The following is a 17877-nucleotide window of genomic DNA, read 5'->3' as shown; positions in this document are numbered from 1 at the left end:
TCAGCCGACCACGGCCTCGAGGTTGGTCTGCACCGAATCCAGGATCTCCTGCGGGTTCCCGTTCTTCAGCGACTCCAGCTGTGCGTTGAAGTCCGCGATGACGTCGGTCGCTCCCTCCACGGTGGGCGGGAACTGGGCGTAGTCCGCGCCGGTCAGGAATGCACTGAGGTCGGGGTTGGCCTCCGTCCACGCATCTGCGGCGGACTGGATCGACGGCATCGGCCCGAATGCCTCGGAGAAGGCCAGCTGCTGATCGGTGGAGGTCAGGAACTCCACCAGGCTGAGCGCGGCCTCCTGGTTCGGGCTGTCCGCGGCCATACCCCAGCAGTTCGTGAACTGCAGCGTGCCCTGGCCGGCGGGGCCGGCCGGCAGTTCGGCGACGGCGTACGCGACATCCGGGTAGTCGGCGCTCAGTGCGCCGGTGATCCAGTTGCCCTCGATCACCATCGCGGCCAGCTGGTTGCCGAACGCCTCACCGCCCCAGCTCGCCCCGATGTCGGTCGAGAAGGCGAACGTGCCGTCCTGCAGGCGTGCCTGCACGTACTCCAAGGCCTCGACGTTCTCGGCGCTGTCGGCCACCGGCTCGCCGTCCGCGAGCAGACTCCCGCCGGCCTGCGCCATGAAGGTTCCGACCCGCTGGTACTCCGGGCCGAACGCCAGACCCACCGCGCCACCCGTCGTCAGCGTCTTGGTGACGGCGGTGAGGTCCTCCCAGGTCGCGGGAATGTCCGCCTCGGTCAGGCCGGCTGCGGCCCACAGGTCGGTGTTGATGATCAGGGCGAGCGTGGAGAAGTCCTTCGGGGCGCAGTAGAACTCGCCGTCGAGGGTGAAGTTCTCCACCAGCGACGGGTAGAAGTCGTCTTTGTTGTCCAACTCGTCACCGTAGGCGACCAGAGATCCGTTGCCCGCGTAGCCGGCCAGCGCCTCGGGAGCCAGGTAGAACAGATCCGGCGGGGAACCGCCGGCGAAGCCCTGGGACAGCTGCTGCGGAAGGTCGTTGGCCACCGAAACCGTCGCCTCCACGCCGGACTCCTCGGACCACGCCGCGACGGCATCTTCGACCGCTGCCGTCTCCGCCTCGCCGCTGGAGCCGATCAGGATGGTGAGCGCGTCGTCCGAGGAGGTCAGCCCGCCTTCGCCTCCGGAGTCGCCGGTGTCATCGAATCCCGAGCCGCCGCCGCATCCGCTCAACACCAGTGCTCCTGCGACGACGAGCGCACCGGCACCCGTCAGCGCGCGTGTCTTGCGTGTCATGTCCGTCTCCTTTGATAAACACCGCAGTGACCTCAGTGGGGGCGAGGTCATCGGACCCTTCTTTTTGTCGTTCCGATCTTTGAACGATCAAACTGATCGCTTGGAGGAACGTTAAGAGCCGCGCCGCGGGAGTGTCAACCCCCTGCGCTGTACTATGCGGTAACGATTTGAACGTTCCGATGCATGAAGATCCGGGGGAATGATGGCCAAGCCGCCGACGGTCGAAGACGTCGCGCGCGCGGCGGGCGTCTCGCGGCAGACCGTATCGAACGTCCTCAATTCGCCGGGCATCGTCCGTGAGGCGACCCGGGAGCGGGTGCAGCGGGCGATCGCGGATCTCGCCTATCGTCCGCACGCGGCCGCGCGTCGCCTCCGCACGCGGCGCAGTTCGACCCTCGGCGTGCACTTGGACCCCTACTCGGGGGGGATCTCCGGCGTCATCCTCGACCGGTTCGTGCACGCCCTCACGGAGCGGGCGGGCGAGCGTGGCATGCGCGTGCTCATCTACAGCGCACGATCCGCCGACGAGGAGATCGCCCGGCTCGGCGATCTCATCGACGGTGCCGAGATCGACGGAGTCGTGATCACCGGCACGTTCTTCGGCGACCCGCGCACGGGCTGGCTGATGCAGCGGGACGTGCCGTTCGTCTCGTTCGGCCGGCCGTGGGGCGGCGATGACGTCTACAGCTCGGCGCACACCTGGGTGGACGTGGACGGCGCCGCCGGGACCCGAGCGGCCACGGCGCACGCGATCGCGACCGCCGGGCCGCGGGTCGGCTTCTTCGGATGGCCCCCGGACGGCGGCACCGGCGACGACCGGGAGCGGGGATGGCGGGAGGCCATCACGCAGGCCGCCGCCGACGGCCCGCGCTTCGAGGCGACCGAAGGGCTCGCCCGCGCTCGCGACGTCATGGCACAGGTCTTCGCCCGTGCACAGACCCTCCGCGAGCTGGATGCCCTGGTCTGCGTCAGCGACTCGCACGCGGTCGCGGCGCACCTCGCCGCCGCCGACGCCGGCCGGCGCGACCTGCCGGTCTTCGGGTTCGACAACACCCCGGTCGCCGAGGCCCTCGGGATCTCGAGCATCGAGCAGTCGCCCGAGCTGGTCGCCGCCGCCGTCCTGGACGGCCTGATGGGAACGACGGGTTCGGCGGTGGAGCTGCGCGACCGCGACACGGCGCCGGCGCACGTGCTGGTGGAGCCTCGCCTCATCGTCCGCTAGCGCCGCGACCACCGATCCGGCGCCCCAGCTCGGCGGCGGCGGGTGCGATGAGGTCGGCCAGCGCGGCGACCTGCTGCGGGGTGTCACCGGGATAGGTCACCGCAAGCGCCGCGATCGGCCACCCGGTGTGGTCGCGCACCGCGACGCCCACCGAGCGCAGGCCCAGTGTGACCTCGCCGTCCTCGGTGGCGTAGCCGTCGGCGCGCACCCGCCGCAGCACATCATGCAGCTCGCGGGGGCGGGCGGGACCGCGCCCGGTCCGATCGGCGAAGGATGCGGCATCCGGGTACAGCGCCCGCACCTGCTCGCGCGGCAGGGCGGCGAGCATGGAACGTCCTGACGCGGTCAGATGCGCGGGCAGGCGGACGCCGACATCGGTCACCAGCGCCGGGCGGCGCGGCGCGCGCTCCTCGACGAGGTACAGCACGTCCCGGCCCGTCATCACGGCCAGGTGCGCGCTCTCGCCGGACCGGTCGGCCAGCGCCGCGATCAGCGTCCGGCCGAGCAGCGCGAGCGGCTGCTGCCGGGCGTACCCGCCAGCGAGCTCGAACGCGGCTGTGCCGAGTCCCCAGCGACGCTCTGCGGGCAGGTGCACGACGTAGCCGTGCTCTTCGAGGGTGGCAAGCAGGTGGTAGACACTCGATCGCGGCACGCCCAGCTGCGCCGCGATCGTGCGGGCCGCGATCGGCCCGGGCTGACCGGCCAGCAGCGACAGGATCCGCAGCGTCTGATCGGCGGCCGGCACTTGAGGGTGCGGCGAAGAGGTGTCTGGCATGACAGACACAGGATGGCACGGTCCTCTGTTTCCCGCGAGCCCGCGGGTGTGGAATCAACCCATGAGCAGCCTCACCGACACCGCGGTCGTCGTCGGCGCCGAGCCGATGCGCGCCGAACAGGTCGTGGCGGTCGCCCGGCACGGGGCGCGCATCGAACTGGATGCCGGCGCGCTGCGCGCGGTTGCGGCATCCCGTGCCCTCATCGAGGGACTCGCCGTGGACCCGAAACCGCGCTATGGCATCTCGACCGGCTTCGGCGCGCTGGCCACGACGTTCATCGCAGCCGACCGCCGGGCTCAGCTGCAGTCCAGCCTCATCCGCTCGCACGCCGCCGGGACCGGAGCCGAAGTGGAGCGCGAAGTCATCCGCGCGCTGCAGCTCCTGCGCCTGCGGACGCTCGCCACCGGGCACACCGGGGTGCGGCCGGTCGTGGTCCACACCTACGCGGCGATGCTCAACGCCGGGATCACCCCGATCGTGCGGGAGTACGGATCGCTCGGCTGCTCAGGCGATCTCTCCCCGCTCGCGCACGTGGCGCTCGCCGCGATGGGCGAAGGCGATGTCCGAAACGACGCGGACGAGGCGGTGCCGGCCGCGGCCGCACTCCACGACGCGGGTATCGCCCCGCTGGTGCTGCGCGAGAAAGAAGGGCTGGCGCTGATCAACGGCACCGACGGGATGCTGGGGATGCTGCTGCTGGCACTCCACGACCTGTCGATCCTGCTGGAGACCGCCGATGTCGCGGCCGCGATGTCCATCGAGAGCCAGCTCGGCACCGACGCGGTGTTCGCTGCCGGCCTGATGGATCTGCGCCCCCAGGTGGGGCAGGCGGCATCGGCGGGCAACCTGCGTGCGTATCTCGGCGGCTCGCCGATCGTGGCCTCGCACAAAGGACCGGAGTGCACACGTGTGCAGGACGCCTACTCGCTGCGCTGCGCACCTCAGGTGCACGGGGCCGCGCGGGACACCGTCGAGCACGCGCGCACGATCGCCTCGCGAGAACTGATCTCGGCCGTGGACAACCCGGTGATCACCGACGCCGGCGGCGTGGAGTCCAACGGCAACTTCCACGGTGCCCCGATCGGCTATGTCCTGGACTTCCTGGCCATCGCCACGGCCGACGTGGCCTCGATCTCGGAACGGCGCACGGATCGCGCGCTGGACCCCGGGCGCAACCAGGGGCTTCCTCCGTTCCTGGCGCACGAGGTCGGCGTCGACTCCGGGCTCATGATCGCCCAGTACGCTGCGGCCGGGATCGTGTCGGAGCTCAAGCGACTCGCGGTCCCGGCATCCGTCGATTCCATCCCCTCCAGCGCGATGCAGGAGGACCACGTCTCGATGGGGTGGGCGGCCGCGCGCAAGCTGCGCCGCGGGATCGACGGGCTCGCCCGGGTGCTGGCCATCGAAGTGCTCACCGGCGCTCGCGCGATCGACCTGCGCACACCCCTGCAGCCCGGTCCCGCCACCGGTGCGGTGCGGGATCTGGTGCGCACGGTCGCGCGGGGGCCCGGCAGCGATCATCACCTCTCGCCCGACATCGAGGCGGTGACCGCTCTGGTGCTCTCCGGCCAGGTCGTGCGCGCCGCAGAAGGAGCACTCCGATGAACCCGGTCACCGATGCCCGCACCGTCCGCGCCGCGCGCGGCAACGTCCGCACCGCGAAGAGCTGGGGCGCCGAAGCGGCCAAGCGGATGCTCATGAACAACCTCGATCCCGAGGTCGCAGAGCACCCGGAGGATCTCGTCGTCTATGGGGGGACCGGCAAGGCAGCCCGCAGCTGGGCGGCGTACGACGCCATCGTGCGCACTCTGGACGAGCTGGAGCCGGACGAGACCCTGCTGGTGCAGTCCGGCAAGCCGGTGGGCGTGTTCCGCACCCACGAGTGGGCACCGAGGGTGCTGATCGCCAACTCGAACCTCGTCGGCGACTGGGCCACCTGGCCGGAGTTCCGCCGGCTCGAGCAGCTCGGTCTCACCATGTACGGGCAGATGACGGCGGGTTCGTGGATCTACATCGGAACGCAGGGCATCCTGCAGGGCACCTACGAGACCTTCGCGGCCGTGGCCCGGTCCCTGGGGCGCGACTCGCTTGCGGGCACGCTGACCCTGACCGGCGGATGCGGTGGCATGGGCGGCGCGCAGCCGCTGGCGGTCACGATGAACGGGGGGGCGGTCCTGATCGTCGACGTGGACGAATCCCGCCTCGCGCGGCGCGCGGAACACGGGTATCTCGACGAGTACACGACCGACCTCGACGAAGCCGTCGACCGTGTGGTCGCGGCCAGGAACGAGGGCCGCGCGCTCAGTGTGGGAGTGGTCGGAAACACCGCACTGGTCTTTCCCGATCTGCTCCTGCGCGGCACCCCGATCGACATCGTGACCGATCAGACCAGCGCGCACGACCCCCTGGCCTACCTGCCGGTCGGGATCGATGTCGCGGACTGGCGCGCCGAGGCGGAACGTGATCCCGAGGGGTTCACCGCACGGGCGCGCGGGAGCATGGTCAAGCAGGTCGCGGCGATGGTCGGCTTCCAGGATGCCGGTGCGGAGGTCTTCGACTACGGCAACTCGATCCGCGCCGAGGCGCAGCTGGGCGGCTTCGCCCGGGCGTTCGAATTCCCCGGGTTCGTGCCGGCGTACATCCGCCCGCAGTTCGCGGAGGGGCGGGGTCCGTTCCGCTGGGTGGCCCTCTCCGGAGACCCGGAGGACATCCGCAAGACCGACGCGGCGGTGAAGGCGCTGTTCCCGGACAACGCCGGCTTGGTGCGCTGGCTCGACAAGGCCGGCTCGACCGTGCACTTCGAAGGGCTGCCCGCCCGCATCTGCTGGCTGGGCTACCAGGAGCGGCACCTCGCCGGACTGAAGTTCAACGAGATGGTCGCCTCCGGGGAACTGGCCGCCCCGATCGTGATCGGGCGCGACCACCTCGACGCGGGATCGGTCGCGTCGCCGTACCGCGAAACGGAGGCTATGGCGGACGGCTCCGACGCCATCGCGGACTGGCCGCTGCTGAACGCGCTGCTGACCACCGCGTCGGGCGCGTCTTGGGTCTCGATCCACCACGGGGGAGGCGTGGGCATCGGGCGCAGCATCCATGCCGGGCAGGTGACCGTCGCGGACGGCACGGTGCTGGCGGCGGAGAAGCTGGCCCGCGTGCTGACCAACGACCCCGGTACCGGCGTGATGCGACACGTCGACGCCGGCTACGACCGCGCGAAGGACGTCGCCCGGGAACGCGGGCTGAAGGTGCCGATGCTGTGAGCGGCGCAACCCTGATCACGAACATCGGCGAGCTGACTACCAACGTCGCCGCGGACGGTGACCCCTGCGGCACGCTGCACGACGCCGCAGTGCTGATCGAGGGCGACCGCATCGTATGGGTCGCCGCCCCCCTAGACCGCGAGACTGCATCGGGTGCTCGAGACAGCGGGCTTGCGCCACAGTCTCGAGGCGCGGATGCAGTCTCGCGGGGACGGATTGAGGTGGTGGATGCTGGTGGCCGAGCGGTCATCCCGGGCTTCGTGGACAGCCACACGCACCTGGTGTTCGGCGGAGACCGCGCGGACGAGTTCGAGGCGCGGATGGCAGGCGAGCCGTATGCTGCCGGGGGCATACGGCGGACCGTGGCCGCGACCCGGGCGGCGAGCGACGACGAGCTGCGCCGACGTCTCGCCGGTCTCGTCGCCGAGCTGCACGCGCAGGGGACGACCACCTTCGAGGTGAAGACCGGGTACGGCCTCACCGTGGCGGACGAGGCACGGCTCGCCCGGATCGCCGCCGAGGTCACCGACGAGGTGACCTACCTGGGCGCGCACGTCGTCCCGACCGAGTACGCCGACCGCCGCGACGAATACGTCGAGCTGGTGTGCGGCGAGATGCTGCAGGCGTGTGCCGCGCACAGTCGCTGGATCGACGTGTTCTGCGAGCGCGGGGCGTTCAGCCCCGCCGAGAGCCGACGGATCCTCGCGGCGGGTATCGCGCGCGGGTTGCAGCCCCGCGTGCACGCCAATCAGCTCGGATCGGGCGAGGGGGTGCAGCTCGCGGTCGCCCTGGGCGCGGCATCCGTCGATCACTGCACCTTCCTCGACGATGACGATGTCGCGGCCCTCGCGGCGAGCGGAACGGTCGCCACCCTACTGCCCGGCGTGGAGTTCTCGACCCGGCAGCCTTACCCCGACGCGCGGCGCCTGCTCGACGCCGGGGTCACCGTCGCCCTTGCCAGCGACTGCAACCCCGGATCGAGCTTCACCAGCTCCATGCCGCTGATGATCGCGCTCGCCGTGCGCGAAATGGGCATGACCACCGCGGAGGCGGTGTGGGCGGCCACCGCGGGGGGCGCGCGTGCGCTGCGGCGCGACGACGTCGGCGTCCTCGCACCCGGCGCGCGGGCGGATCTGGTCCTGTTGGACGCGCCGACGCGGACGCACCTCGCCTACCGGCCGGGTGTGCCGCTGATCCGAACCGTGTGGCGCGGCGGCACCGCGGCCTGACTGCGACCGTCGCAGCGCGGCGTGCTCAGCGCGGCGTATCGAAGGTCCAGTCGACGGGCTCTTGCGGCGCGACGTGGTCCCAATCCGGAGCGTCCCACCGGAAGGTCGCGACCGCGCAGGTCGGCATGTGCTCGATGCCGTCATCCGACAGGCTCGCGGCCAGCGCGCTCATCCCGGGGTCGTGGGCGACCACGATGACCTGCCGCGCACCGCTGCCGGCGGCCTTCTCGAACAGCGTCCGAGCGGGTGCGCCGTACAGCTCCGGGTCCAGGTTCACCGCGACATCGAAGGCCGCGCCGAACGCCTCGGCGGTGGTGCGGGCGCGCAGCGCGGTGCTGGAGAGGATGAGCTCCGGCCGGAAGCCGGTCTCGGCCAGCGCGCGCGCCATGCGCGGCGCGTCCCGCATGCCCCGGTCGTTCAGCGGGCGATCATGGTCGTCCAGATCCGGGTCGCCCCAGTCGGATTTCGCGTGTCGCACCAGCACAAGGCGGATCATGCGCGCACCCCCACTCCGGCGAGCAGCTCCAGGACGCACAGCGCCGCCAGCCGCACGGTGCGTTCATCCGGCGTGTCGGCCGTCGCGTCGACCTCGACGATGTCCGCGGAGACCACCCGCGGATCGGTCGCCGCCGCCCGCGCCAGCGCGCGCAGCTCCCACGCGGCAAGGCCTCCCGGCAGGCTGGCGGGACAGCCGGGGGCGACCGAGCGATCGCAGACATCCACGTCGATGTCCAGGTGGATGCCGCCGCCTCCGGCCCCGGCCACCTCGAGCGCTTCGGCCATGACGTCCGCGACGCCTCGGCGTCGCACGTCGTCCAGGGCGATGACCGTGATTCCGTAGTCCGCGGCACGCCGGGCGTACGCGGCCGAGTTGGCGAAGTCGGCGATGCCGATCTGCGCCACGCGGCGCGGGTCCAGCCCGTCCTGGATCAGCCGTCGGACGGGGGAGCCGTTGGAGACGCCGTCGCGCAGGTCGAAATGCGCGTCCAGGGTGATCAGTCCGGTCGCACCGGTTCCCTGCGCCACGGGGTAGGTCGCGCTGTTGTCGCCGCCCAGCGCGACCACCAGGCCGCCGCGGTCGCGCGCATCTGCGGCCAGGGCGCGGACGGCGGCCTCGCCCTCGGGACCGTCCGGCTCGGCGATGTCGCCGGCGTCCGCGACGCGCAGCGTCCCCAGGTCGACCGGCCCGGCCATCAGCGCCGCGCTGTACCGGCGCAGCGCCGCCCGCACCGCGGCGGGCGTCTGATGTGCGCCGGTCGGCGAGAGCGACGTCCGCCAGGTCGGAACGCCCATGAGCACCGCGTCGAGGGGACCGTCGAACGAATCCGGCGCGAGCCAGTCGCCGGCGCGCGGCCAGAGATCCTCGGAGGAGAGTGTCACCCCTCCGACGGTACCCCGTGACGTCGCAGTGCGGTCCGCGGCGGCGCGCCCGAGTCAGCCCGCGCCCTGGTCAGCCGGTCGTGGTCAGACCGTGACGTCGTCAGACGGTGACCTGGTCAGATCGTGACGTAGACCCAGGCCGGCCGACCGCTGGCCAGCCGGACCTCGACCCTGCGGTACAGCTCGACCTGGTATTCGTCCGCGGCGTCCAGTTCGTCCTGACTGACCCGCAGAACCTTGCCGATCACCTTGTCCAGCTCGTTGCCGGTCGCGCGGACGATGGGGTGCACCGATGCGCCGGATCGGTCCACGGTGCGCGGGTCCTCGATGTCGGCGTAGTCCACCGTGAAGCCCGGCAGGACGTCATCCTCGCCGGTCAGCAGCCGTCCGAACGTGTCCAACTGCACGACAGGGCTCTGCAGGGTGCCGTAGCTGAACAGCAGCTGTTGGGGGCGCTCGACCACGCACCCAGGGTAGCGCTCGGGTCGGCGTCAGCCGTTGACGTTTCGCAACATGTCGCCGAGCGTTCTCAACCCAGCAGCGCGTGCGCGACGGTGAAGATCACCACACCCGCCAGCGCGCCGACCACGGTGCCGTTCAGCCGGATGTACTGCAGGTCGCGGCCCACCATCAGCTCGATCTTCTCCGTCGTCTCGGCGGGGTCCCAGCGGTCGACCGTGTCGGTGATGATCGATGCGATGTCGTGCCGGTAGCGATCGACGAGGAACACCGCGGCCTCGGTGACCCATCCGTCCACACGGGCCTGGAGCGCGGCATCCGTGGACAGACGTTCGCCGATCTCGCTGAGCGCCTGCGCGGCGCGGCGGCGCAGGCCGCTGTCCGGGTCGGCCAGCGATGCGAGCAGGCCGGCCTTGGCGGTGTTCCACGCTTCGGAGGCCAGCTCGCGCACGCGCGGGCTGTCGAACAGCGTGGCCTTGCTCTCCTCGAGCCGCGCCATCGTGGCCGGATCGCTCTGCAGGTTCTCGGCCAGTCGATTGAGGTACCCGTCCACGGCGATGCGCGCCGGATGCTGCGGATCGGCGCGCACCGCCGCGACGAACTTGACGGCTTCGTTGTAGACGGTGTCATCCACCAGGCGCTGGGCGATCGAGGGAACCCACGACGGCAGACGCCGCGAGACCAGTCCGGAGAAGGATTCGTGGTTGGCGGTGAGCCAGGTCGAGATGCTGTCGACGCCGAGGTCGACCGCGCCGTGATGGGCGCCGGAGTCGACGATGCGGCCCAGCCATGCGCCCAGCGGCGGGCCCCATTGCGGTGCGATCAGGTGCTCGCGGGCCAGGTCCTCGATGACGTCGTTGACATCATCGTCGCTGAGGGCGCGCAGCACGCCGGCGGCCATCAGCGCCACCTCCTGGCCGACCCGTTCCGCGTGCGCGGGCGCGCTCAGCCATTCCCCGAGCCGAGCCGCGATCGCGGTCTCCTCGAGCTTGGTGCGCACCACATCGCCGCGGAGGAACTCCGTCTCGACGAACTCGCCCAGGGTGTGGCCGATCTCGTCCTTGCGGCTGGGGATGATGGCGGTGTGCGGGATCGGGATGCCGAGCGGATGCCGGAACAGCGCGGTGACGGCGAACCAGTCGGCCAGTGCGCCGACCATGCCGCCCTCCGCGAACGCGCGGACGTACGCGAGCGCCGGCACCTGCTGCTGGAAGGCGAAGGCGAACACGAACAGCACCGCCATGAACACGAGCGCCCCGAGGGCGACGCCCTTCATGACCCGCAGCCCGCGGCGGCGTTCCTGGTCGGCGGGGCTGAGCAGGGCCGTCGGAGTTCGCGTCATCGGATCACCGGTTCCGTGTCATTGTTCGATCGGCCCGAGCCAGGCGCTCGCGACCGTCGCGTGGGCCGATTCCGGATCGGACGGGTGGAACAGTCCAGCCAGCACATCGCGGTAGAGGCGGCCGAGCTCGCTGGAGGAGAAGTACGACGAGCCGCCCGCCACGAGGATCGCATCGTCCACGACGCGCTTGGCCATGGTGACCGCCCGGTGCTTGACGCCGGACAGCAGCGAGAACCAGCGCGCCCCGTGGTCGGCGCGGTCGTCGATGTCCCGGCTGATCGCGGCGAGCTCCGGGGGGAGTGCGTCATACGCCAACGCCATCTCGGCGATGCGCCACCGGATGTCCGGATCCTGGCTGTATGCCTTGCCGGTCTTCTTGGATCGGCGCGTGCCCGCCGTCTGCACCGCCAGATCCAGCGCGCGGCGCGCGATGCCGGTGTAGACGGAGGCGAGCAGCACCTCGAACACGCTGAAGATGCCGAAGACGATGGGGTCCGGACTGGGCCCGGGATCGATCCGGCGCACCACCCGGTCGGCGGGAGAGATCGCGCCGTGCAGCTCGGTGGTGCGGGACTGCGTGCCGCGCATGCCGAGGGTGTCCCAGTCGTCCCGGGTCAGCACTCGGCCCTGCTCCTGCTCGGAGCGGGGCACGAAGGCGTAGACGAGCTTCGGGGCGTCCGGCGAGGCGGTGTCCAGGCCGTGCAACCCGATCCAGGTCCACACCGGCGCGAGCGAGGTGAAGATCTTGGTGCCGGTGAACGCGTACGAGCCGTCCGATCGGGCGGCGGCATCGGTGTCACTGCCGAACAGCACCAGATCGTTGCCCGCCTCGCTGATGCCGAAGGCGAAGACCTCGCCGGCCGCGGCGCCCTCTTGCACGAACCGAAGGTCGGTGACGCCCCGATCCGCGAGCACCTTCGCCACACCGGTCCACACCAGATGCATGTTCACGGCGAGGGCGGTGGCCGGGGCGGCTCCGGCCAGGCGCTGCTGGAGCACGGATGCTTCGGCAAGACCCAGGCCTGCGCCGCCGAGGTCGGTGGGCACCAGGATCGAGAGGTATCCGGCATCCGTCAGATCGGCCAGATCCTGCTCGGGGAAGGTGTTCTCCCGATCGTGGTCGGCCGCGCGGGCGCGGAGCCGCTCCAGCAGGTCGTCGGGCAGGTAGAGCGCGGGGTCGAAGCCGATCATGCCAGCGCCCCGAGAAGCTGCGCGATCGTCGCGTCGGGTTCGTCCCGGTGCGGCGAGTGGCCGGCGCCGGCGACGACCGACATCGAGAGCATGGGGTTGCCCAGCACCTGTTCGGCGAGCTGTCCGGTGAAGATCGAGAACACCGCCGGGTCGGATCCGATCACGTGCGTGGGGACGGTGAGCGCGGACGCGGCATCCCGCACATCCCACGTCGCATTCTGAACGCTGGTCTGCTCGACCGCCCATCGGCTCGCCTGCTGGGCGGACACGGCCTTCAGCTCGATGTCCTGCTCGTGCCAGCGCGGGTGCTCGGCGCGCACGGCCGCCGGGGTGGGATCGGCGAAGGAGCGCTCCTGGCTCTCGCGCACCGTGTCGCGGTCGGCGGGGGCGAGGTGGATCGCCGGGTCGACCAGCACGAGCCGGCGTGTCCACCCCGGGTCGGCGGCACTGGCGACGGTCGCCGCGGCGCCGCCGAGGGAGTGTCCGACGACCAGGTTCCAGGGCGACACGCCATCGGGCCGGGTCGCGCCCACATCGGCCGCGTACGCGGCGATCGTGTAATCCAGGGCGCGCGGCGCGACGCCGTGACCGCGCAGATCCACGGCGTGGGCCCGCCACCCCGCGTCGGCCAGCGCAACGCCGAAGCGCCACATCAGCGCGCCGTTGGAGCCCAGGCCGTGGATGAGCAGTGCGCGCCGGGCTGCGTCGGGCGATCCCCACGACAGCCGGGGGAGGGTGACGGGTGCGGGCATACAGCAATGCTACGGACGGATGCCGGACCTCGGGCGCCCGGGCGCCGCTCGCCGCCGATGCGGTTCGCCCCATCCGCGGGCATCCGGCCGCACAATGGAGGGGTGATCTCGACGGAATCGGCCGCGGCCCTGCGCGATGCCGGCCTGGTGTGGCATCCGCGCTCGGGTGACCGCTTCCAGCTGGACGAGCCCGAGTTCGAAGCGGACGTCTTCACGGTCAGCGAGATGACGATCGAGCCGCGCGAGTACTCCACCGGGCGGATCCTGTCGTTCAACGGCACGACGGAGTGGGCGCTGGATTCGGTGGCCCTGGAGGACGCGCTCTGGCTGCCGTCGGAGAGTCAGCTCCGCGAGCTGCTGCGCGGCGCGTTCCGCACGCTGCGGCGTCTGCCGGACACCCACGAGGTGGAGATCGTCCTGAATCGGCCCGAGCAGCCCCAGGAGCAGGAGGTGCTGGTGTTCCAGCATCCGGAACCGGCCGACGCGTACGCCATGGCCGTCCTGGAGCTGCTGCGCCGCATCGCCTGAGCGATCGTCGGCGGCGGTCGGACTCGGGGGCTGCCTCGGCGCCGGCTCAGGTGATGGTGCCGACCGGTTCGGTATCCGGGATGGGGCTGGGATCGCGGTGGCGCAGGTCGGGGAAGGCACGGACGCACGCGACGGCCACGACGGTCCCGGCGATCGCGAACGCCGCCGCGGCCCAGTAGGCGCCCTGTGGGCCGGTGCCGTCGATGAGGAACCCGGCCACCGCCGAGCCCGCGGCCGCGCCGATCAGCTGGCCGGTGCCGATCCATCCGTACGCCTCGGCGGTCTCGCTGAATTTGACGCTGACGCTGGTCATGGCGAACAGCACGGCCAGCGCCGGTGCGATGCCGATGCCGGCCAGGAAGAGCGTGCCGCCGAGCCACCAGATGTTCAGCGAGACGACGGTCAGTGACAGGCCGACGGCCACAATGCCCAGTCGCCGGGCCATCGCCCACGGCCCGATCGGGATGTGCCCGAACGACAGTCCGCCCGCCAGGCTCCCGATCGAGAAGACGGCCAGCACGAGCCCCGCCTCCAGGCCGCCGTGATCGAAGGTCGCGACGACCCCGGCCTCCACCGCCGCGCAGGCGCCGATCAGCAGGAACCCGATGACGGTGGCCAGCAGGACCGGCGGCTTGGCCAGCACCTTTCCGATGCTGCGGCGGCTGCGCGGGATCCGGACGCGGCCGACCTCGGGGGAGAGGATGAACCACGCCCCGCCGCTGATGAGGATGGCCACGATCAGCAGGAGCGCCGGCACCGTGCCGGCCTGGGTGGCCACCAGGGTGATGACCACCGGTGCGACGATCCAGATGATCTCCTGCAGCGACGCGTCCAGCGAGAACAGCGGCGTGAGCTGTCGCGAGTTGACCAGCTTCGGGTAGATGGTGCGCACGGCGGACTGCACCGGAGGCGTGGAGAGCCCGGCGATCAATCCCAGCACCATGTAGACGGGGACGACCGTCTCGACCAGCGCGAGGACGGTGATGGCGACCGCGCAGACCGCGAGGGTCGTGGTGAGCACGCGGCGCATGCCCCAGATGCCCATCCAGCGGCTGGTGACCGGGCCTGCGATGGCCTGTCCCACGGACGTGGCGGCCAGGACGAGCCCGGCCGCGCCGTACGAGCCGGTCACGAACTCGACGTGCAGCAGGATCGCCAGGCTGGTCATGCCGTTGGGGAATCGCGCCGTCAGCTGCGCGGCCATGATCCGGCCGACGCCGGGCGTGCGCAGAAGATCCCTGTACCCGGCCACCCGTCAACGGTATCCGTCGCGCCGCCCGGCCGCGACACGCGGGCGACACGCCCAGCGTGCATTTCACCGCCCGATCCGTGTCCGAACCCGGCGCTACGGTCGTGCCTGTGGACAGATGTGCCCGCGGCATCCGAAACCGGCGTGATTCAGGGTGTTTCCAGGTTCCGGACGGATCCGCCTCCTGTGGATGAAACGGTGGACAACCTGTGTTGTATCTGTGGAGAGCGGTGCAAAACTACACGGATGTAACTACTAGCCCTTGTGGTGCTATCCAATGTCCGTACCCATATGTAGTATTGGACTCCCGGCGGGGGACCACCGGACGAAACACACGATTTTGAGGGAGAACGGGTCACACATGTCGATCACCGTCTACACCAAGCCCTCCTGCGTTCAGTGCACGGCGACCTACCGCGCACTTGATTCGAAGGGCATCGAATACGAGGTCCTCGACCTCTCGCAGGACCCCGCGGCCCTGGAACAGGTCAAGGCGCTCGGCTACCTACAGGCGCCGGTCGTCGTCACCGACGAGGACCACTGGTCGGGTTTCCGTCCCGACAAGATCGACGAACTCGCCGGTCGTCTCGCCTAGCGTCTGGAGGAAGAATGGTTCCTGCGGCCGCCGTGCATCAGCGCAGCGCGACCGAGGGAACCGGCCAGATCGCGCCGCTGCTGGTGTACTTCTCGAGCATCTCCGGCAACACGGCCCGCTTCATCGACAAGCTCGGCATGCGCGCCGTGCGAATCCCGCTCCACCTCTCTGATCCACCTCTGATCGTCGACGAGCCCTACGTGCTGGTGACCCCCACCTATGGGGGCGGCCAGGGAAAGGGCGCGGAGAAGGGCGCCGTACCCAAGCAGGTCATCCGGTTCCTCAACGACGAGCAGAATCGCAGCCTCATTCGCGGCGTGATCTCCGCGGGCAACACCAACTTCGGCGAGCACTTCTGCTTCGCCGGAGAGATCATCAGCCGCAAGTGCTCCGTGCCGCACTTGTACCGGCTGGAAATGTTCGGCACACCCGAAGACGTGGATCGCGTGAGCGAAGGATTGGAACGATGGTGGAAGCTGCAGTGAAGGAAGAGAAGGCGTTCAACGCGGACGCGCGATTCGAGGGTATGGACTACCACTCGCTGAACGCGATGCTGAACCTGTACGACGCGAACGGCAAGATCCAGTTCGATGCGGACAAGCGCGCCGCGCGCGAGTACTTCCTGCAGCACGTCAACCAGAACACGGTCTTCTTCCACACGCTGAAGGAGCGCCTCGACTACCTCGTCGAGAAGCAGTACTACGAGCCGGCCGTGCTGGAGAAGTACTCGTTCGATTTCATCCAGGAGCTCAACGACTTCGCGTACTCCAAGAAGTTCCGCTTCGAGACCTTCCTGGGCGCCTTCAAGTACTACACCAGCTACACGCTGAAGACCTTCGACGGCAAGCGCTACCTCGAGCGGTTCGAGGACCGCGTCGTGATGACGGCTCTGGGGCTGGCCGACGGTGACGAGAAGCTCGCGAAGGATCTGGTCGAGGAGATCATCTCCGGCCGCTTCCAGCCGGCGACACCGACGTTCCTCAACTCGGGCAAGGCGCAGCGCGGCGAGCTCGTCTCGTGCTTCCTGCTGCGCATCGAAGACAACATGGAGTCCATCTCGCGCGGCATCAACTCGTCGCTGCAGCTGTCCAAGCGCGGCGGCGGCGTCGCCCTGCTGCTGTCGAACATCCGCGAGGCCGGAGCGCCGATCAAGCAGATCGAGAACCAGTCCTCGGGCATCATCCCGGTCATGAAGCTCCTCGAAGACAGCTTCAGCTACGCCAACCAGCTCGGAGCCCGTCAGGGCGCCGGCGCGGTCTACCTCAGCGCCCACCACCCCGACATCATGCGGTTCCTGGACACCAAGCGCGAGAACGCCGACGAGAAGATCCGCATCAAGACGCTCTCGCTGGGCGTCGTCGTGCCGGACATCACGTTCGAGCTGGCCAAGAACGGCGAGGACATGTACCTGTTCTCCCCGTACGACGTCGAGAAGGTCTACGGCGTTCCGTTCGGGGACATCTCCGTGACGGAGAAGTACCGCGAGATGGTCGACGACGCGCGGATCAAGAAGACCAAGATCAACGCCCGCGAGTTCTTCCAGACGATCGCGGAGATCCAGTTCGAGTCCGGCTACCCGTACATCATGTTCGAGGACACGGTGAACCGGGCGAACCCGATCAAGGGCCGGATCAACATGTCCAACCTGTGCAGCGAGATCCTGCAGGTCAACACGCCGACCACGTACAACGAGGACCTCTCCTACAAGGAGATCGGCAAGGACATCTCGTGCAACCTCGGCTCGATGAACATCGCCCTGTCGATGGATGCCGATGACCTGGGCCGGACGGTCGAGACGGCGATCCGCGCGCTGAGCGCGGTGAGCGAGCAGAGCCACATCGCCTCGGTCCGCTCCATCGAGGACGGCAACGACCGCTCGCATGCGATCGGTCTCGGGCAGATGAACCTGCACGGCTACCTCGCCCGTGAGCACGTGCACTACGGGTCCGAAGAGGGCATCGACTTCACGAACATCTACTTCTACACGGTGCTGTTCCACGCCCTCCGGGCCTCGAACAACCTGGCGATCGAGCGTGGTCGCGCGTTCGACGGCTTCGCCGACTCCACCTACGCCAGCGGAGAGTTCTTCGACAAGTACATCGAGCGCGCGTGGGTTCCCGAGACCGAGAAGGTCAAGGAGCTGTTCACCGGCAAGCACATCCCCACCCAGGAGGACTGGGTCGCGCTGAAGGCGTCCATCCAGCAGCACGGCATCTATAACCAGAACCTGCAGGCCGTTCCCCCCACCGGCTCGATCTCCTACATCAACAACTCCACGAGCTCGATCCACCCGATCGCCTCGAAGATCGAGATCCGCAAGGAAGGCAAGCTCGGTCGCGTGTACTACCCGGCCGCCTTCATGACCAACGACAACCTGGAGTACTACCAGGACGCGTACGAGATCGGCTACGAGAAGGTCATCGACACCTACGCCGCGGCGACGCAGCACGTCGACCAGGGACTCTCGCTGACGCTGTTCTTCAAGGACACCGCCACCACGCGCGATATCAACAAGGCGCAGATCTACGCGTGGCGCAAGGGCATCAAGACGATCTACTACATCCGTCTGCGTCAGATGGCACTCGAGGGCACCGACATGACCGAGTGCGTCTCGTGCATGCTCTGACCGGTCTGCGGTTG

17 protein-coding genes are annotated in these 17877 nt (G+C 69.7%); 8 read left to right on the top strand and 9 right to left on the bottom strand.

Annotated elements, in window-relative coordinates; translation table 11 throughout:
* Window positions 1–1254 carry a sugar ABC transporter substrate-binding protein gene (locus QNO12_RS10830; RefSeq protein WP_257502244.1) on the bottom strand — a complete coding sequence of 418 codons (1254 nt, stop codon included), beginning with the start codon at window positions 1252–1254 and terminating at the stop codon, window positions 1–3.
* 199 nt (window positions 1255–1453) lie between these two features.
* Here QNO12_RS10830 and QNO12_RS10825 point away from each other — a divergent pair, with 199 nt between their 5' ends.
* Window positions 1454–2476 (top strand): LacI family DNA-binding transcriptional regulator, encoded by a 1023-nt coding sequence (locus tag QNO12_RS10825; RefSeq protein WP_374761025.1) that lies wholly within the window; start codon window positions 1454–1456, stop codon window positions 2474–2476.
* Here the strand turns inward: QNO12_RS10825 and QNO12_RS10820 are convergent.
* Window positions 2463–3251, bottom strand: coding sequence for an IclR family transcriptional regulator (locus QNO12_RS10820; protein WP_257502246.1), 789 nt, complete (start codon window positions 3249–3251; stop codon window positions 2463–2465). The two genes, QNO12_RS10825 and QNO12_RS10820, sit on opposite strands and share 14 nt — an antisense overlap.
* A gap of 61 nt (window positions 3252–3312) precedes the next feature.
* Between QNO12_RS10820 and hutH the strand changes: the two genes are divergently transcribed.
* From hutH to hutI, 3 genes are read left to right on the top strand one after another with little or no spacing between them, the layout of a single operon-like run.
* Window positions 3313–4857 (top strand): histidine ammonia-lyase, encoded by a 1545-nt coding sequence (gene hutH / locus QNO12_RS10815; RefSeq protein WP_257502247.1) that lies wholly within the window; start codon window positions 3313–3315, stop codon window positions 4855–4857.
* Complete coding sequence (gene hutU, locus QNO12_RS10810) at window positions 4854–6512, top strand: urocanate hydratase (RefSeq protein WP_257502248.1); 1659 nt, start codon at window positions 4854–4856, stop codon at window positions 6510–6512. Before hutH ends, hutU begins: the two co-directional genes overlap by 4 nt.
* Window positions 6509–7741 carry an imidazolonepropionase gene (hutI, locus tag QNO12_RS10805; protein WP_257502249.1) on the top strand — a complete coding sequence of 411 codons (1233 nt, stop codon included), beginning with the start codon at window positions 6509–6511 and terminating at the stop codon, window positions 7739–7741. The genes hutU and hutI overlap by 4 nt, the downstream gene beginning before the upstream one ends.
* Window positions 7742–7766: 25 nt before the next feature.
* Here hutI and QNO12_RS10800 read toward each other — a convergent pair whose 3' ends face one another.
* The 6 genes from QNO12_RS10800 to QNO12_RS10775 form a co-directional block, all read right to left on the bottom strand.
* Entirely contained in the window at window positions 7767–8237 is a 471-nt protein-coding gene (locus tag QNO12_RS10800) for a SixA phosphatase family protein (protein WP_257502250.1), read from the bottom strand.
* Window positions 8234–9121, bottom strand: coding sequence for an arginase family protein (locus tag QNO12_RS10795; protein WP_257502251.1), 888 nt, complete (start codon window positions 9119–9121; stop codon window positions 8234–8236). The genes QNO12_RS10800 and QNO12_RS10795 overlap by 4 nt, the downstream gene beginning before the upstream one ends.
* A gap of 116 nt (window positions 9122–9237) precedes the next feature.
* Window positions 9238–9585, bottom strand: coding sequence for a gamma-glutamylcyclotransferase family protein (locus QNO12_RS10790; RefSeq protein WP_257502252.1), 348 nt, complete (start codon window positions 9583–9585; stop codon window positions 9238–9240).
* Between the two features lie 65 nt (window positions 9586–9650).
* Window positions 9651–10922 carry a DUF445 domain-containing protein gene (locus tag QNO12_RS10785; RefSeq protein ID WP_257502253.1) on the bottom strand — a complete coding sequence of 424 codons (1272 nt, stop codon included), beginning with the start codon at window positions 10920–10922 and terminating at the stop codon, window positions 9651–9653.
* Between the two features lie 18 nt (window positions 10923–10940).
* Entirely contained in the window at window positions 10941–12113 is a 1173-nt protein-coding gene (locus QNO12_RS10780) for an acyl-CoA dehydrogenase family protein (protein WP_257502254.1), read from the bottom strand.
* A complete protein-coding gene (locus tag QNO12_RS10775) occupies window positions 12110–12865 on the bottom strand; it encodes an alpha/beta fold hydrolase (protein ID WP_257502255.1) in 756 nt (251 codons plus the stop codon). Before QNO12_RS10775 ends, QNO12_RS10780 begins: the two co-directional genes overlap by 4 nt.
* A gap of 102 nt (window positions 12866–12967) precedes the next feature.
* Between QNO12_RS10775 and QNO12_RS10770 the strand changes: the two genes are divergently transcribed.
* The gene (locus QNO12_RS10770; RefSeq protein ID WP_257502256.1) at window positions 12968–13393 is read left to right on the top strand and encodes a pilus assembly protein CpaE; all 426 of its coding nucleotides are present in this window, start codon (window positions 12968–12970) and stop codon (window positions 13391–13393) included.
* Between the two features lie 46 nt (window positions 13394–13439).
* Here QNO12_RS10770 and QNO12_RS10765 read toward each other — a convergent pair whose 3' ends face one another.
* Window positions 13440–14645, bottom strand: coding sequence for an MFS transporter (locus QNO12_RS10765; protein ID WP_257502257.1), 1206 nt, complete (start codon window positions 14643–14645; stop codon window positions 13440–13442).
* A gap of 358 nt (window positions 14646–15003) precedes the next feature.
* Between QNO12_RS10765 and nrdH the strand changes: the two genes are divergently transcribed.
* The 3 genes from nrdH to nrdE are packed head-to-tail and all read left to right on the top strand — an operon-like array spanning window position 15004 to window position 17863.
* Window positions 15004–15237 (top strand): glutaredoxin-like protein NrdH, encoded by a 234-nt coding sequence (nrdH, locus tag QNO12_RS10760; protein ID WP_257502258.1) that lies wholly within the window; start codon window positions 15004–15006, stop codon window positions 15235–15237.
* A gap of 14 nt (window positions 15238–15251) precedes the next feature.
* Entirely contained in the window at window positions 15252–15722 is a 471-nt protein-coding gene (nrdI, locus tag QNO12_RS10755) for a class Ib ribonucleoside-diphosphate reductase assembly flavoprotein NrdI (protein WP_257502259.1), read from the top strand.
* Window positions 15704–17863 carry a class 1b ribonucleoside-diphosphate reductase subunit alpha gene (gene nrdE, locus QNO12_RS10750; RefSeq protein WP_257502260.1) on the top strand — a complete coding sequence of 720 codons (2160 nt, stop codon included), beginning with the start codon at window positions 15704–15706 and terminating at the stop codon, window positions 17861–17863. Before nrdI ends, nrdE begins: the two co-directional genes overlap by 19 nt.
* Window positions 17864–17877 lie beyond the last annotated feature (14 nt).

The sequence above is a fragment of the Microbacterium sp. zg-B185 genome, from assembly GCF_030246885.1.
In the GTDB taxonomy this organism is placed as follows: domain Bacteria; phylum Actinomycetota; class Actinomycetes; order Actinomycetales; family Microbacteriaceae; genus Microbacterium.
The sequence above is the reverse complement of the archived record's forward strand: the minus strand, read 5'-3'. Positions and strand labels throughout refer to the sequence as shown.

Excerpts from the sequence above, each read along its gene's own strand:
- QNO12_RS10785 (WP_257502253.1), bottom strand. The coding sequence starts at position 10,922 with ATGACGCGAACTCCGACGGCCCTGCTCAGCCCCGCCGACCAGGAACGC.
- QNO12_RS10780 (WP_257502254.1), bottom strand. The coding sequence starts at position 12,113 with ATGATCGGCTTCGACCCCGCGCTCTACCTGCCCGACGACCTGCTGGAG.
- hutU (WP_257502248.1), top strand. The coding sequence starts at position 4,854 with ATGAACCCGGTCACCGATGCCCGCACCGTCCGCGCCGCGCGCGGCAAC.
- nrdH (WP_257502258.1), top strand. The coding sequence starts at position 15,004 with ATGTCGATCACCGTCTACACCAAGCCCTCCTGCGTTCAGTGCACGGCG.
- hutH (WP_257502247.1), top strand. The coding sequence starts at position 3,313 with ATGAGCAGCCTCACCGACACCGCGGTCGTCGTCGGCGCCGAGCCGATG.
- QNO12_RS10825 (WP_374761025.1), top strand. The coding sequence starts at position 1,454 with ATGATGGCCAAGCCGCCGACGGTCGAAGACGTCGCGCGCGCGGCGGGC.
- QNO12_RS10830 (WP_257502244.1), bottom strand. The coding sequence starts at position 1,254 with ATGACACGCAAGACACGCGCGCTGACGGGTGCCGGTGCGCTCGTCGTC.
- QNO12_RS10820 (WP_257502246.1), bottom strand. The coding sequence starts at position 3,251 with ATGCCAGACACCTCTTCGCCGCACCCTCAAGTGCCGGCCGCCGATCAG.
- QNO12_RS10800 (WP_257502250.1), bottom strand. The coding sequence starts at position 8,237 with ATGATCCGCCTTGTGCTGGTGCGACACGCGAAATCCGACTGGGGCGAC.
- nrdI (WP_257502259.1), top strand. The coding sequence starts at position 15,252 with ATGGTTCCTGCGGCCGCCGTGCATCAGCGCAGCGCGACCGAGGGAACC.
- nrdE (WP_257502260.1), top strand. The coding sequence starts at position 15,704 with ATGGTGGAAGCTGCAGTGAAGGAAGAGAAGGCGTTCAACGCGGACGCG.
- QNO12_RS10775 (WP_257502255.1), bottom strand. The coding sequence starts at position 12,865 with ATGCCCGCACCCGTCACCCTCCCCCGGCTGTCGTGGGGATCGCCCGAC.